12 protein-coding genes are annotated in these 14979 nt (G+C 70.7%); 5 read left to right on the plus strand and 7 right to left on the minus strand.

Translation table 11 applies throughout. From position 1 onward, the window contains the following. Window positions 1–100: 100 nt before the first annotated feature. Both ACVNF4_RS21460 and ACVNF4_RS21465 read right to left on the minus strand, forming a co-directional pair. On the minus strand, window positions 101–292 hold the full coding sequence (locus ACVNF4_RS21460) for a hypothetical protein (RefSeq protein ID WP_461804482.1): 192 nt from the start codon (window positions 290–292) through the stop codon (window positions 101–103). Between the two features lie 299 nt (window positions 293–591). Continuing rightward, complete coding sequence (locus ACVNF4_RS21465) at window positions 592–1638, minus strand: glycoside hydrolase family 5 protein (protein ID WP_461804483.1); 1047 nt, start codon at window positions 1636–1638, stop codon at window positions 592–594. 195 nt (window positions 1639–1833) lie between these two features. Here ACVNF4_RS21465 and ACVNF4_RS21470 point away from each other — a divergent pair, with 195 nt between their 5' ends. Next, window positions 1834–2769, plus strand: coding sequence for a nucleotidyl transferase AbiEii/AbiGii toxin family protein (locus ACVNF4_RS21470; RefSeq protein WP_461804484.1), 936 nt, complete (start codon window positions 1834–1836; stop codon window positions 2767–2769). Window positions 2770–3191: 422 nt separating this feature from the next. Here the strand turns inward: ACVNF4_RS21470 and ACVNF4_RS21475 are convergent, their stop codons facing one another. Continuing rightward, on the minus strand, window positions 3192–4493 hold the full coding sequence (locus tag ACVNF4_RS21475; protein ID WP_461804485.1) for an ROK family transcriptional regulator: 1302 nt from the start codon (window positions 4491–4493) through the stop codon (window positions 3192–3194). 253 nt (window positions 4494–4746) lie between these two features. On the opposite strand from ACVNF4_RS21475, the gene ACVNF4_RS21480 reads away from it, so the two are divergent. From ACVNF4_RS21480 to ACVNF4_RS21495, 4 genes are all read left to right on the plus strand, one after another. Continuing rightward, on the plus strand, window positions 4747–6126 hold the full coding sequence (locus tag ACVNF4_RS21480; RefSeq protein WP_461804486.1) for an extracellular solute-binding protein: 1380 nt from the start codon (window positions 4747–4749) through the stop codon (window positions 6124–6126). 14 nt (window positions 6127–6140) lie between these two features. Continuing rightward, window positions 6141–7046: a carbohydrate ABC transporter permease gene (locus ACVNF4_RS21485; protein ID WP_461804492.1), complete on the plus strand. Its 906-nt coding sequence runs from the start codon at window positions 6141–6143 to the stop codon at window positions 7044–7046. Continuing rightward, window positions 7046–7885, plus strand: coding sequence for a carbohydrate ABC transporter permease (locus ACVNF4_RS21490; RefSeq protein ID WP_461804487.1), 840 nt, complete (start codon window positions 7046–7048; stop codon window positions 7883–7885). Before ACVNF4_RS21485 ends, ACVNF4_RS21490 begins: the two co-directional genes overlap by 1 nt. A gap of 78 nt (window positions 7886–7963) precedes the next feature. Continuing rightward, entirely contained in the window at window positions 7964–11023 is a 3060-nt protein-coding gene (locus ACVNF4_RS21495) for an alpha-mannosidase (protein ID WP_461804488.1), read from the plus strand. Here the strand turns inward: ACVNF4_RS21495 and ACVNF4_RS21500 are convergent. From ACVNF4_RS21500 to ACVNF4_RS21515, 4 genes are all read right to left on the minus strand, one after another. Next, entirely contained in the window at window positions 10995–11855 is an 861-nt protein-coding gene (locus tag ACVNF4_RS21500) for an STM4011 family radical SAM protein (protein ID WP_461804489.1), read from the minus strand. The two genes, ACVNF4_RS21495 and ACVNF4_RS21500, sit on opposite strands and share 29 nt — an antisense overlap. A gap of 5 nt (window positions 11856–11860) precedes the next feature. Continuing rightward, window positions 11861–13144: an STM4012 family radical SAM protein gene (locus ACVNF4_RS21505; protein ID WP_461804490.1), complete on the minus strand. Its 1284-nt coding sequence runs from the start codon at window positions 13142–13144 to the stop codon at window positions 11861–11863. After that, the gene (locus ACVNF4_RS21510; protein WP_461804493.1) at window positions 13141–13953 is read right to left on the minus strand and encodes an STM4013/SEN3800 family hydrolase; all 813 of its coding nucleotides are present in this window, start codon (window positions 13951–13953) and stop codon (window positions 13141–13143) included. Before ACVNF4_RS21510 ends, ACVNF4_RS21505 begins: the two co-directional genes overlap by 4 nt. 1 nt (window position 13954) lies before the next feature. Next, the coding region (locus ACVNF4_RS21515) for an STM4014 family protein (RefSeq protein ID WP_461804491.1) at window positions 13955–14979 on the minus strand (1025 nt) is incomplete at its 5' end.

Genomic DNA, 14979 nt, shown 5'->3' on the forward strand with positions numbered 1-14979 from the left:
GTCCTGCGGCCGACTCGGCGTAGGCGGCGGCCAGTTGGGTGTATCCCTCGGCGATGTGGAAGGTGCCGGCGAACGCCTCGCGCGGGTCGACCGACGTGTCCTAGGCGCGAGCCGCAGGCGCGAGCCGCAGGCGCCCCTCCGGGTCGACCACGTAGGTGAACGGCTCCGCCAGGTCCTCGGCGCACTGCCGGGCGGCCCAACTCCCCAGCCGGGACGGCGTGTCGACGAGCGCACCGGCGCCGTCCGGCCGGACGAGGGCGGCCAACTCCGCAGGGCCGACGTAGAGATACATGACGCCGAGTGTGCCGGACGCCGGACACGAGAAGGGCGGAGCCTGCACGGCCCCGCCCTCCAGCTCGCCGACCTCGGTGGTCGGCCCTTCACCTCACGGGTCTCGACGGCCCGCTCTCACCGCGCCGGCCGCGGCGGTGGGCCTTTCATCTCGCCAACTTCAGCGACCGGCCCGCCACCTGAACAGACCCCAGCGGCCGGCCCGCCACCCGCTCGCGAGCCTCCGCGTTCCCGCTCCCGCCCCGGCGAACTCCGGCGAACTCCAGGGAACTCAAGGGACCTCCGGCGAACCCGAACCCCCTACCGCCCCCACGCCCACTTCAGCCGGTCCGCGCCGGACTGGTTCGTCGTCGTGAGCCACGGGTTGGCGGCCGGGCCGGTCAGGGTCTGGAGGGAGTACGTGTCGCCGGTCCGCAGGCCGGGCCAGTACACGGCGCCCATGTGCAGCGCGCGGAAGACGTCGGTGTCGGCCTGGATGAAGGAGATCTCGTTGTTGCCGACGTTGGAGCCGTTGTAGTCGAGGCCGCTCGTCATGGTCGCGCCGAACTCGTCGGCCACGGTGCGGTACGCGCAGTCGCCGAGGCGGGTCTTGAGGTCGGTCACCCACTCGTCGTAGGTGCGGTTGCCCCAGAAGCCGTAGTGGTGGAGGGACAGGTACGTACCCTTGAGCCGCGGATCGGCGCAGACGGAGACGACGCTGTCGTTGTACCCGCTGCCGCTGACGAAGATCCGGTTACGCGGCACCTTCGGGAAGGTGTCGATCCACTTCGCGGCGATGTCGGCCCACTCGGTGGGCGTGTAGCCGTGCGGCTCGTTCATCGGCTCGAAGTACACGCGGCTGTTGTACCGGTAGGCGCTCGTGACGGTCTTCCACATCGGCCAGTACGTCGCCTGGTCGTCGATGAACCCGTCCTTCCGGTCGCCGGAGCCCTCCCAGTAGGAGACGATCACCTTGAAGCCCTGCGCGGTCGCCGCGTCGATGACCGCGCGGTAGGAGTGCCAGTACTTCCCGTTCACCGTGTACGGGTTGATCGGGATGCGGACGGTGTTGGCGCCCAGGTTGGCCCGGAACGCGGCGATGATCCGCGTCGCCTTGTGGAACGTCTGCGCGTACGTGTCCGAGAGGGACAGCCCCGACAGGACGACTTCGTCGTTGGCGTAGTTGTCGCGCGGGTCCGCCCAGTTGACACCCTTGAACTGGCTCGTGTTCGTCGCGGTCGCGGCGGTGCGGTCGGCGGCGGACGCCGGGACACCGGCGCCCAGGGCCGCGACACCGGCGAGGGCCACGGCGGTGGCGACCAGCGAACGGACACGGGGACGCCGGGAGTTACGGGAACGCAGGGGCACGGCAGTACCTTCTTCACGACGGACGCGGCCCCCGCCGCGCATCGGCCGGTGCCCGCGTCTTGAGCCGGGGTGATCAACGCGGTGAGTCTGGGTCGGCGCCCACGAACTTGTCAAGGATGTTGCACCCAGATTTCAGCAAGCGCTTACCCTCCAGGTGGGACGGCGTTGTCAGTGGCCGCCGCTAGCGTGCTCGACGTGACGGAACGGGAACAGCGCGCCGCCCTCGACCATGTGCTGGCGTTGATCGCGGACGCCCCCTGGAGCGCCTCGCTGGTGCTGCGCGGGAGCATGACGATGCCGGCGTGGGTGGGGGACGCCGCGCGCCCGCCGGGTGATCTGGACTGGATCGTGCTGGAGGAGGAGACGGGCGTCGACCCGGAGGACCCGTACCCGTACGCGTGGCACATCGAGGACGTCCAGCAGTGGCCGGAGGCGTTCGCGGGGGCGGCGGGCTACGACCTGTGGCGCGAGGAGGAGTTCGGCACCGGCGGGGAGCGGCGGATCCTGCCGCCGGAGGGGCTGTCGTGGGTCGACTCCGAGGACGTCGACCCGAGTCCGCCGTACCACGACCTGGTGGAGCGGATACGGGACCGGCCGTACGCGGGCGCGGGTGTCGTCCTGGACGCGGCGGGGGCGCGCGACGAGGGGAACTGGACGTATGCCGGGTACGACATCCCTGGTGTGCGCCTGAGCATTCCCTGGCGCACGGAACACCCCGGAACGCTCACCGGGGCCGTGCAACTGGACTTCGCCCGGGACGAGTTCCTGCCCGAACCGCCCGTCTGGACACTGGTCCCGCGTGCGGGCGGCCACCCTCCGACCCCGGTCCGTACGGCGAGCCGTGAACTCTCCCTCGCCTGGAAGCTCCTGTGGCTGCGCACCGACGCCGCCACCGAGGGCCGGGCTCAGGCCAAGGATCTCTACGACGCGGTCCTCCTCGCGGAGTCCCCCCGCACCCGCCTCGGCCCCCGCCTCCTGCGCCGCGTCCTCGGCGCCTTCGACCCCGCGTCGGTCACCGACTGGGACGTGGAGTGGCCCGAGTGCGCCTCGGGCGGTCATGCCGGGCAGTGGCTGGACCGGCTGCGACGCGCTCTGGAACATCCGGCCCGCGACGTCCCCGGGGGTGCCTGAACCACCCCACGACCGGAACGGCCCCTCCCTCTCAGAAAAACGCCGATCCCGACCCTCCGTCCGCAGAGAACGGCCGCCGCGCGAGCGGCCCGGCGCCGATCGGCGGTGCCTGAATGATCCGGGCCAAATCCCGCTGGATCCCCTCCGCCTCCGCACGAACCTGGGCGGGTATGTCCCCGCGTTCGGCGACGAGACGGTCGAATATGGGCGTGTAACTGAACACGTCGAGTCTGTTTTCCTGCCTGACGGGCCCAGAACACTCGGCTGGGCGGGGTGGCGCATACGGTACTGAGCCTACGGGGTGGATCAACGCGCCCACCAGCGCGGTTGCTTCGGTATGTGGGCGGCTGGGGGCGCACGGTGGCTGATCACGCGGTTTCCCCGCGCCCCCCGGACACCTGCGGCCCTGTTCCTTCGAACCCTCACGCCTCCGTCAGCAGCCGCCACCCCGGCGCATAGTTCCCGTGCAGGACGAGCGACGCCGCCCCCACCGCCCCGACCGTCTCGCCGATGACGCTCTGGTCGACGCGGATCGCCCGGATCGTGCGCGCCACGGACGTCCGGTTGACGGCCGCCTCGATCTCCTCCCGCATGAGTCCCTCGATCCCGCGCAGCGCCTCTCCCCCGAGGACGATCCGCCCGACGTCGAGCAGGCTCGTGGCCCCCCGCGCGGCCTGGCCGATGCGGCGGGCGGCCCGGCGGACGACGTCGAGGGCGGCCTCGTCGCCGGCGCGGGCGGCCTTGCGGAGGGCTTTCCAGTCGAGGTGGACGGAGTCGGGGGAACCGGTGACTCCCGCACGCGCGGCGGCATCCGTCCCGTGGCGTTCGAACAGGTCCTGGATGATCGCGGCCGGTGAGCAGTAAGGCCCGAGGCAGTCGTACGCGCCGCACTGGCAGACCCGGTCCCCGGGCTCGACCGGCATGTGGCCGAACTCCCCGGCGTTCCCGGAGTCGCCGTGGAGCACGGTGTTGTCGAGGACGATCCCGGCGCCGACCCCGGTCCCGAGGTAGACGAAGAGGAAGCTCCCGGCGCGCGCGGCGCCCCCGATCCACCGCTCCCCTATGGCCGCGGCGGTCGCGTCGTTGTCGAGCGCGACGGGCAGCCCGGTGGCCGCGGCGAACATCTCGGTGAGCGGCACCCGCCCCCACCCGGGAAAGTTCGGCGGCGACACGACGGCCCCGGTGGTCCCGTCGAGCGGCCCCGGCTCGGCGACGCCGAGCCCGAGGAGCCGCCCCCGGTCGACCCCGGCCCGCTCCACGAGCCGCAGGGCCGCCCGGGATACCCGGTCGACGAGGTCGTCCGGCTCCCAGGGCTCGGTGAGCCTCAGCCGCCTGCTCCCCACGACCTGCCCGGAGAGGTCGACGACGACGATGACGGCGGCGTCCGGATCGAGGTGGACGCCGAGCGCGTACGCCCCGTCGGCGCGCAGGGACAGCAGCGTGCGCCGCTTGCCCCCGTTGGACGGGGCCTGCCCGGCCTCGGCGACGAGCCCGGCGTCGAGGAGCTTGCGGACGACGTTGGAGACGGTCTGGTTGGTGAGCCCGGTCAGCGCGGCCAGCTCGACCCGGCTGATCTCCCCGCCGGTGCGCACGGCGTCGAGGACGACCGCCTGGTTGTAGCCACCGACGCGCGGCAGGTTCGTCCCGCTCTGCGTCGCCACCGGACTCCCCGGGGCCACGCGTACCCCGTCCGTCACACGTTCCGCCCGCACCTGCTGCGTCACCCGTCCCACCTGAACCCCTCACCTCGAACCGGCCGCTCCCCCAGAGCGTGCCGTCGGCCGAAAGTTTACACGCCGGAAGCATTGACTTAATCCATCAATTGGATTTAGCTGACGCCCATCAAATCCGGTCGCACAGGCCGGGCGATATGGCGCCGAGGCCAGGTCAGAGCGGCGCACGCCCGTATCCTGGTGGCTGGAAACAGTCGAAGAACATCTCGTCATTTCCCAGGTTTCGTGTTCCGGAGGAACCACTGTGCGCACGAGAATCGTCACCGCCGCGGCCTTCACCGCCGCCACCGCACTGGCTGTCACCGCCTGTGGTTCGGGTTCGTCGGGCAGCTCGGCCAAGACCGTCAAGGTCGTCTACTGGCAGAACCTGAACAGCACGGTCAAGCTCCAGGCCGACTTCCTCGCCTCGGCCGTCAAGGAGTTCCAGGCCGCCAACCCCGGCACCAAGGTCCAGCTGGTCCCGGTCACCGCCTCCGAGAACGACTACTACACGAAGATCCAGCTCATGATGCGGTCCCCCTCGACCGCCCCCGACCTGGTCTACGAGGACACCGCGCTGATCAACTCCGACATCGCGGGCGGCTACCTCAAGCCCCTCGACTCGTACACGGCGCAGTGGGCCGACTGGTCCCAGTACGCGGCAGCCGCGAAGGGCGCCGTCACGGGCGCCGCGGACGGCAAGGTGTACGGCGTCCCGGACAACACCGACACGCGCGGCATCTGGTACAACAAACAGCTCCTCCAGAAGGCCGGCATCCCCGTCCCGTGGCAGCCGAAGACCTGGGCGGACGTCCTGACGGCCGCGAGGGCCGTCAAGGCGAAGCTCCCCGGCGTCACCCCGCTCAACCTGTACACGGGCCAGGCTGGTGGCGAGGCGTCCTCGATGCAGGGCTTCGAGATGCTGCTCTACGGCACGCAGGCGGCGAACAACTCGCTGTACGACGCCGGACAGAAGAAGTGGGTCGTCGGCAGCCAGGGCTTCAAGGACGCCCTCGACTTCGTCCACACCGTCTACAACGACGGCCTCGGCCCCGCCAAGGAGCAGGCGCTCGGCGCCAACTTCGGCACCACGGTCGGCACGGAACTCATCCCGCAGGGCAAGCTGGCGATCGACATCGACGGCTCCTGGATGCCGAACAACTGGGGCACGACGTCCCCGACGCCGTGGAAGGAGTGGAACACGGTGATGGGGACGGCCGCGATGCCGACCCAGAACGGCCAGGCCCCCGGTGCGACCAGCATGTCCGGCGGCTGGGCGTGGTCGGTCCCGGCGAAGGCCAAGAACGCCGATCTCGCCTGGAAGTTCCTCTCCGGAACGCTCCAGACGAAGGCCAACTCCTCGAAGTGGAACGTCCTGAACGCCACGATCGCCGTCCGTAACGACGTCGCGGCCGACCCGGCGTACCTGAACGCCGTCCCGACCAACAAGTTCTTCACCGGACTGGTCGCCGACACCCACTACCGTCCCGGCCTCCCCGAGTACAACCAGGTCTCGACGGCCATCCAGAAGGCGATGGAGTCGGTGACGACGGGACAGGCGTCCGCCGACAAGGCCGCAGCCACGTACGACAACGATGTCAAGTCGGCGGTCGGAGCCGACAAGACGGTCCAGGGCACCAAGTGACCGCCGTCACCCCGCTGACACCCCGCGAGAAGCGCTCTCGCGGGGTGGCCCCCTCGCCGGTCCTGCGCTCGCTGCTGCGCGGCCTGCCGACGGTCCCGGCGGTCGTCCTGCTCGCGGTGTTCCTCGCCGGACCCATCGCGTACTGCGTCTACTACGCCTTCACCGACATGCAGTTGACCGGCGCGGCCGGCACCGACTTCGTCGGCGTCGACAACTTCACCCGCGCGTTCAAGGACGACGACTTCCTCAACGCCGTGAAGCTGACGCTGGTGTTCGTCGTCGGCTCGGCGGTGATCGGGCAGAACACGCTGGGCCTCGCGCTCGCGATCCTGATGCAGAAGGCGAGCAAGCCGGTGCGCTCGCTGATCAGCGGGGTCGTCATCGCGGCCTGGGTGCTGCCCGAAGTCGTCGCCGGGTACCTGATGTACGCGTTCTTCTTCGACCAGGGCTCGCTGAACTCGCTGCTCGACGCGGTCGGCCTGCCCACGCAGAACTGGCTGTACACGACGCCGATCCTGGCGGTGTGCCTGGCCAACGTGTGGCGCGGGACGGCGTTCTCGCTGATGGTGTTCACCGCCGCCATCAACGACGTACCGGCCGAACTGACCGAGGCCGCCGAGATGGACGGCGCGAACGCCTGGCAGCGGCTGTGGCGGGTGACGCTCCCGGTGATCAGGCCGACGATCCTCACGAACCTGATGCTGATCACCCTCCAGACCCTGTCGGTCTTCGGGCTGATCTACACGATGACGCGCGGCGGTCCCGGCAACAAGAGCGAGACCCTGCCGATCTTCATGTACCAACAGGCGTTCCAGAACAGCCTGATCGGTTACGGCACGGCGATCGCGCTGGTGCTGCTCGTGGTCGGCGCCCTGTTCTCCGTCGTGTACATCCGCCTGCTGAAGATGGAGGACGACTGATGGCCGCCACCCGTGAACGACGGCTGGGCCTCGGCAAGTTGACGGTGAACCTCGTCCTCGTCGCGGTGTCTGTCGTCTACGTCCTGCCGCTGCTGTGGATGCTGCTGGCCTCCGTCAGCGACCTCAACTCCTTCCAGCTCAAGCTGCCCGGCTCGCTGACGCTGGACAACTTCGACGCGGTCATGAACGTCGACACGACCTACCGCCCGATGCTCAACAGCCTGCTGCTGTGCGGGTTCGGGACGGCGATCACGGTCGTCGCGTCGATCCTGTGCGCGTACCCGCTCTCCCGGTACCGGTCGCGGGTGCGCCGCCCGTTCCTGTACACGATCCTGTTCTCGACGGGGCTGCCCATCACGGCCGTGATGATCCCCGTGTACAGCATGTTCGTGCAGGTCGACCTGATCGACTCGATGCCGGGCACGACCCTGTTCCTGGCGGCGTCCTCGCTGCCGTTCGGCATCTGGCTGATGAAGAACTTCATGGACGGCGTGCCGGTCGTGCTGGAGGAGGCGGCGCGCATCGACGGGGCGAACACGATGCAGGTGCTGTGGCGGGTGGTGCTGCCGCTGATGCGCCCCGGTGTCGTCGTGGTCACCATCTTCACGTTCATCGGCATGTGGGGGAACTTCTTCGTCCCCTTCATCCTGCTGCTGTCGCCGGAGAAACTCCCCGCGTCCGTCAGCGTGTTCACCTTCCTCAGCGCCCATGACCAGACGCAGTACGGGCAGTTGTCGGCGTTCTCGCTCCTCTACTCGCTGCCGGTCGTGATGCTGTACCTGGTGCTGGCCCGCAAGCTGGGCGGCGGCTTCGCGCTCGGCGGCGCGCTCAAGGGCTGACGCCCCCCGGCTTGAACTCCCCCTGGCTCGCCCCCTTGGCCAGCGCCGAATTCCCCCACTTCTGCTACGGAGATCCACATGCACAACGACCGTGACGTCACCGAACAGCGGCTGCGCCGGGTGCTGGAGGAACGCATCCGGCCGGCCGTCCACGCCAGGGCGGTCCCCCTCTCGGTCGAGGCGTGGGACGTGCCGGGTGAGCCGGTCCCGGTCAGCGAGGGGCTCGCGGCGCCCTACCGGCCGGTGAAGGTCGGGGACCCGTGGGGGCCCGCCTGGACGACGAGTTGGTTCAAGGTCACCGGGACCGTACCGGCCGACTGGGCGGGGCTGCCCGTGGAGGCGGTCCTCGACCTCGGGTTCGGCACGCACTCCGCCGGGTTCTCCGCCGAGGGCCTCGTCTACCGGGCCGACGGCACCGCCGTGAAGGCCCTCAACCCGCGCAACACTTGGCTGCCGGTCGCCGAAGAGGCCGTCGGCGGCGAGGAGTTCACGGTGTTCGTCGAGGCCGCCGCGAACCCGGTCGTCATGCACACCGGCCAGGACCAGGTGCAGTTCGTGCCGGTCACGGTCGGCGGCCCCGCCCCCTGGCTCGGCGACCCGGCGGCCGACCCGGGCGCCCCGGTGTACCGGCTGCGCCGGATGGACCTGGCCGTCGTCGACCGCGAAGTCCACGAACTCACCCAGGACTTGGACGTCCTCGGCCAGCTCATGCACGAGCTGTCCCCCGACTCCCCGCGCCGCTGGCAGATCCTGCGCGCGATCGAACTCGCCCTGGACGCCGTCGACTTGCAGGACATCAGCGGCACGGCGGCAGCCGCTCGCGCCGCACTCGCCCCCGCGCTGGACTCCCCCGCGCACGCGGGCGCCCACCGGATCACGGCCGTCGGGCACGCGCACATCGACACGGCGTGGCTGTGGCCGCTGCGCGAGACGGTCCGCAAGGTGGCCCGCACGGTCTCCAACGTCACCCAACTCATGGACGACCACCCCGAGTTCACGTTCGTGATGTCGCAGGCGCAGCAGCTCGCCTGGCTCAAGGAGCACCGGCCCGAGGTGTACGCGCGCGCCCAGGAGAAGGCGAAGACCGGGCAGTTCGTGCCGACGGGCAGCCTGTGGGTGGAGCCGGACACCAACATCAGCGGCGGTGAGGCGCTGGTCCGTCAGTTCGTCCACGGGAAGCGGTTCTATCTCGAAGAGTTCGGTGTCGAGACCGAGGACATGTGGCTCCCGGACACCTTCGGCTACAACGCGGCCCTCCCGCAGATCATGAAGCTGGCCGGGGTGAAGTGGTTCCTCACCCAGAAGATCTCCTGGAACACCACGAACAAGTTCCCGCACCACACGTTCTGGTGGGAGGGCATCGACGGCACCCGCATCTTCAGTCACTTCCCGCCCGTCGACTCCTACAACGGCGAACTGTCCGGCGCCCAAGTCGCCCACAGCGTCCGCAACTTCCAGGACAAGGCGCGCGCCAACCACTCCCTGATCCCGTTCGGCTACGGCGACGGCGGTGGCGGCCCCACCCGCGAGATGCTGTCGCGCGCCGCCCGCATGAAGGACCTGGAGGGCGCCCCGCGCGTCGAGATCGCCGGCCCGCTGGAGTTCTTCGAGAAGGCCCACGCCGAGTACGAGGCGAACGGCGGCGCTCCCGTCTGGTCCGGCGAGCTGTACCTGGAGTTCCACCGGGGCACCCTCACCAGCCAGTTGGCCACCAAGCAGGGCAACCGGCGCAGCGAACACCTGCTGCGTGAGGCCGAGTTGTGGGCGGCTACGGCGGCGGTCCGGCACGGCACGCCTTACCCGTACGCCGAGTTGGACCGGCTGTGGAAGACGGTTCTGCTGCATCAGTTCCACGACATCCTGCCCGGCACGTCCATCGCCTGGGTGCACCGGGAGGCCGAGGTGACGTACGCGCGGGTGGCGGAGGAGCTGAACGGGCTGATCGGAGTGGCGCAGGGGGCGCTGGCCGGTGACGGGGAGGGGACGGTCGTCTTCAACGCGGCTCCGCACGGTCGGGGTGGAGTCGCGGCGTTCGGGGCGGCAGTGCGTGACGCGAACCCGGACGCCCCTGTGGCACCCGTCGCGGACGGTCGGACCTTCGTGCTGGACAACGGCGTCGTCCGCGTCGTCATCGACCCCCGTGGCCTCGTCACCTCCGCCTACGACCTCGAAGCCGACCGCGAGGCGCTGGCGCCGGGTGCGGTCGGCAACCTGCTCCAGCTCCACCAGGACTTCCCGAACCAGTGGGACGCCTGGGACCTGGACGTCTTCTACCGCAACACCGTGCGCGACCTCACCGAGGCCGAGTCGGTGGCGGTGACCGAGGGCGGGGACGGGGTGCGGGTGGTCCGGGTGTTCGGGGAGTCGCGGATCGAGCAGATCCTGACCCTGCCTGCGGGATCCCGGCGACTGTCGGTGGACACGGTCGTCGACTGGCACGAGCGGGAGAAGGTCCTGAAGGCCGCGTTCCCGCTGGACGTGCGGGCCGCGCACTCGACCGCCGAGATCCCCTTCGGGCACGTGGAGCGCCCCACCCACACCAACACCACCTGGGACGCGGCCAAGTTCGAGGTGTGCGCGCACCGCTACCTGCACGTCGGCGAGAAGGACTGGGGTGCGGCCCTGGTCAACGACTCCTCGTACGGCCACGACGTCACCCGTGACGTCCGCGCCGACGGCGGCACGACCACCACCGTCCGCCTGACCCTGCTGCGCGCGGCCCGCTTCCCCGACCCGGAGCAGGACCAGGGCACCCACCGCCTGGCCTACGGCCTGCTGATCGGCGCCCAGGTGCCGGACGCGGTCCGTGAGGGCTACCGGTTCAACCTGGCCGAGCGCACGGCTCCGGGCTCGGCGACGGTCGCGCCGCTGGTCGCCGTGGACGACGAGGGCGTGGTCGTCGAGGCGGTGAAGCTCGCGGACGACACGAGCGGCGACGTCGTCGTCCGGCTCTTCGAGTCCCGGGGGACGCGCGCCCGCGCCACCCTCACGGCCGGATTCCCCCTGGCCGGAGCGATCGTCACCGACCTGCTGGAACGCCCGCTGGAGGGTGAGCCGTTGGACGTGTCGGGGGCTGAAGTGCGGTTCGCGCTGCGGCCGTTCCAGATCCTCACCCTGCGGCTCGCGCGGCAGCTGTAGGGATACGCTCCAGGACCCCTCCCGCGAACGTGTCGTACAGCGGGAGGGTCTCCAGGTGGACGTACCCGATGTGGCAGTCGCACACCGCGAGCGGGCAGGCGCGGGGTTTGAGCGCTTCCCGGTAGGAGCCGTCGTACAGGTTCCCGAGTTCCGCCTTGACGAAGTGGCAGCGCCGGACCGTCCCTTCGCCGTCCACCGAGATCACCGATTCGCCGGTGCGGCAGGGCAGTCCGGCGCTGGCGTGCGGGTGGCGACTGTACGGGAAGAGGGGGTCGAGGGCCGTCCAGTCGGCGGCGGACTCGTCGTCGTAGGTGTGGCCCTCGGCCGCGTTCACCCACAGGTAGACGTGGTCCGGGAGGTCGGCGCGCAGGCGGCGGGCGTCGTCGAGGTGGCCGGGGAGGCCGACGATCCCGACGCTGTACCGGATGCCCTTCGCCGTCAGGTCACGGCACTTGGCGAGGAAGCGGTCGTAGGGGGTCTGGCCGGGGTGGTAGGTGCACCACAGGGCGAGGGTGTCGGGGTCGGCGTCGGTCAGCCAGTCGGTGCGGCAGCTCAGGTTGGTCTGGATGGCGACGCGGCGGACGTGCGGGAGGTGGGAGAGGTCGACGAGGGCGCGGCGGTACCAGGAGCGGACCAGGCCCTCGCCCCAGGGGGTGAAGAGGATCGAGAGGTTGTCGTCGGTCTGGTGCGTGGCCCAGGTCGTGAAGCGGTCCAACGCCTGTCTGTCCGCGCGGAGTTGGGCCGTGGTGTCGCGGCGCTTGGCGAACGGGCAGTAGGGGCAGTCGTAGTCGCAGGAGGCGAGCGGGCCCCGGTAGAGCAACGTGAGGTCCACGGCGGTCACTTCCTCTCGTACGCGGCCATCCGGCGACGCACCGCCGGGGAGAACAGGTCGGGGCCGATCGCGTCGGAGTGGGCGAGGCCCTCCGGGGTGAGCTTCAGCCGGCCGTCCGTGTCGGTCAGCCAGCCGCGCTCGGCCCAGCGCTCCAACTCGGGTGCGAAGTACTCCCGTTGGCCCGCTGCGGGCAACCCCTCCGCCTGGAGGAGGGACTGGAGGAGGTAGCGGCGGCGGCGCTCGTCGTCGTCCATCGCGAAGCCGATCTCCGCGCGGGAGAAGTCCTCGGTGGTCACGTAGTCGTCGATGATCCCGCGTATCTCGGTCATGTCGACGGCGTAGTCGAAGGAGTAGTGCAACTCCCGTGTGTACGACCGCGCTCCGCAGCCGAGGCCGACCATTCCGTCGGTCTGGCAGGCGTAGTCGTCGGCGCCCTGGTCGGGGGCGTCGGCGCGGCGGAACATGCGCATCGAGTGCTGGACGTATCCCTCGGAGAGGAGGTGGTCGCGGCCAAGCCGGTAGAGGCGCAGGCGCTGTTCGTCCCACGCGGGGTCGGGGGCGCCGGAGGACCGACGGTCGAGGCCGGTGAGGGGGCGGACGTACAGGGGGTAGAGGTACAGCTCCTCCGGGCGCCAACTCAGGGCGGAGTTCAGGGAGTTGAGCCACGTGGCCGCCGTCTGGCCGTCGATGCCGTAGATCAGGTCGATGTTGAGCACGGGGATCTTCGCGTCCCTGATCCTGGCCAGCGCCGCTTCGACGTCCGCGCGTTTCTGCGGGCGGACGGCGGCTCGCGCCTCGGTGTCGTCGAAGCTCTGGACGCCGAGGCTGAGGCGCGTGGTGCCCCGGTCGGCGAGGACGCGGAGGCGGTCGGCGGTGGCGGTCGCGGGGGACGCCTCGACGGAGAGGGGGATGGACTTGAGGTCGGCGCCCATGCCTTCGGCGAGGTCGCAGAGGCGGTCGAGTTCCGGGGCGGTGAGGAAGGTGGGGGTGCCGCCGCCGAAGGCCGCGGTGGCGAAGTGCGGGGCCGTGAGGGCTTCGCGGGCCGCTTTCGCCTGGCGTTCGAGGGCGTCGAGGTAGGCGGTGGTGAGGCCGTCGGGGGCGCCGATGCGGGTGAAGAGGTTGCAGAAGCCGCAGCGGACTTCGCAGAACGGGATGTGGAAGTAGAGGGAGAGGGCGTGCTGGGGTTCGGCCGCCCAGAGTTCGGTGAGGGACGGACGGTCGGGAAGTCTCCGGTACGCGGTCTTGTGGGGGTAGGCGTAGACGTACGACTGGTAGGGGCTCGCGGTCACGCCGGCTCCCTCTCGTTCAGGGTGAACTGGGCGTACGGGACCGTCCACACCACGGGGTGGCCGAGGCGGTGGCCGGTGTAGCCGTCGTCGCCGTAGGCCGTGCCGTGGTCGGAGCAGACGATGGTGAAGCAGGGGCGGCGGCTGCTCGCGGCGGTGAAGAGGCGGCCGATGTGCCGGTCGACGTACTCCAGGGCGGCGGCGTGGCTGGCGCGGGTGTCGCCGGACTCGCGGGTGGCGCCGGGGAGGTGGAACCAGTTGGGCTGGTGCAGGGCGGAGACGTTGACGAAGAGGAACAGGCGCTGCTCCTCGGGGAGTTCGGCGACGATCTGTTCGGCGCGGGTGACCTGGTTCTCGAAGGAGTGCGGGGAGGTGACGCCGAACTCGGGTTCCCAGTGGGCCTCTTGGAAGAGGCCCGGGAGGACCGTGCCCAGCGGGCCCTGCTTGTTGAAGAAGCCGACGCCGCCGATGCAGACCGTGCGGTAGCCCTCCTTCGCGAGGCCGGAGACGAGGTCCGGGGTGTCGTACACGAAGGTGCCGTCGGCGGTCGTCTCGCTGCCCGCGAAGCGTGCGGCGAAGAGCCGGGGGTGCGGGCCCGGGGTGGCCGGGGTGGGCAGGAAGCCGGCGAAGATGGCCTGGTGGGAGGCGTAGGTGAAGCTGCCGGGGGCGTGCCGTTCCTCCCAGCGGCCGTCCGGGAGGTGGCGGGCCAGGTTCGGGATGCGGCCCTCGGCGGCGAGTTCGGCGGCGACGTCGTGGCGCAGGGTGTCGAGGGTGACGAGGAGGAGGTCGTGGCTGCCGACGATCCTCGCCATGTCAGGGGTGTGCATGGGTGGTTCTTCCGTGGTGCGGGGTGTGGTTCTGGGCGGCCCGGATCTGTGCCGCGTACGTGTCGAGGCCCTCGGCACCGCTGCCGGGCAGGCCGGTGAGGCCGGGCAGCAGGTCGCCGAAGGCGTTGACCTCGCCGACGGCGGCGCCCCTCCAGCCGACGGCGGGCAGCAGGTCGACGCCGACGCACAGGGTGTCCGGGAAGCAGGCGGCGGCCTGTTCGCACACCCCGAGGACGTCGGCCCAGTCCGTGCCCGCCTCCTCGAACGCCGTCCGTGCCTCGTCGAGGTCGCCTCTTCGGCCGCCGAGGTGGAGGTTGGTCAGCGGGGAGCCGCTGGTGCGGACCACCGCGTGTGTGGCGCGGCCGGCGATCACCACGACCCGCAGGTCCGCCGCGCGGCCTTGCTGGGACGCCTTGGGGTACCAGCGCTCCAGGTGGAGGTGGTCCGGGGCGAGCCGGTCGACGATCGCCGCGATCTCGCGTTCGCTGTCGTAGCGGCGGACCTTGAGGGAGTTGAACAGCCGCCCGTCCGGGGCGCGTTCGACGGAGGTCGTGGCGCGGATCCGGCCACCGCCCGCCGTCTCGACCGCGAGCACCCCGGAGGCGGAGGAGCCGTGGGCGAGCTTCACGAAGAGCCTCGGCATGCGGTGCTCGCGCATCGCCGCGCGGACGTCGTCCCAGCCGTGGATCCCGGGGGCGGCGGGGCCCGACGTGGGCGAGTGCGGGACGGGGACGCCCGCTTCCCGCAGGCGGCCGTGGCAGCGGCGTTTGTCGAAGAGGGCCGCCAGATCGCCCGGGCCGTCGAGCCGGACGCCGCCGCGCAGGGTGTCCAGGGCGGCCAGGAACCCGGTGTACCAGCGGGCGGAGCCTTCGACGCGGGTCGGGTCGCCGGTGCCGCGCAGGGCGCGGTCGAGTGTGCTCACGTTGCCAAAATACGGCGGGGATTGTGGGGGTGGGAATCTGTCGGGTGCCGGGTGCGGGTTGTCTGCGTCGTAGGGCCTAGGCCCAGGTT

This window comes from Streptomyces sp. S6, assembly GCF_054880855.1.

What these genes read in the sequence shown, in the direction of transcription:
- ACVNF4_RS21460 (WP_461804482.1), bottom strand. Translation starts at nt 292, where the DNA reads ATGTATCTCTACGTCGGCCCTGCGGAGTTGGCCGCCCTCGTCCGGCCG.
- ACVNF4_RS21490 (WP_461804487.1), top strand. Translation starts at nt 7,046, where the DNA reads ATGGCCGCCACCCGTGAACGACGGCTGGGCCTCGGCAAGTTGACGGTG.
- ACVNF4_RS21495 (WP_461804488.1), top strand. Translation starts at nt 7,964, where the DNA reads ATGCACAACGACCGTGACGTCACCGAACAGCGGCTGCGCCGGGTGCTG.
- ACVNF4_RS21510 (WP_461804493.1), bottom strand. Translation starts at nt 13,953, where the DNA reads ATGGCGAGGATCGTCGGCAGCCACGACCTCCTCCTCGTCACCCTCGAC.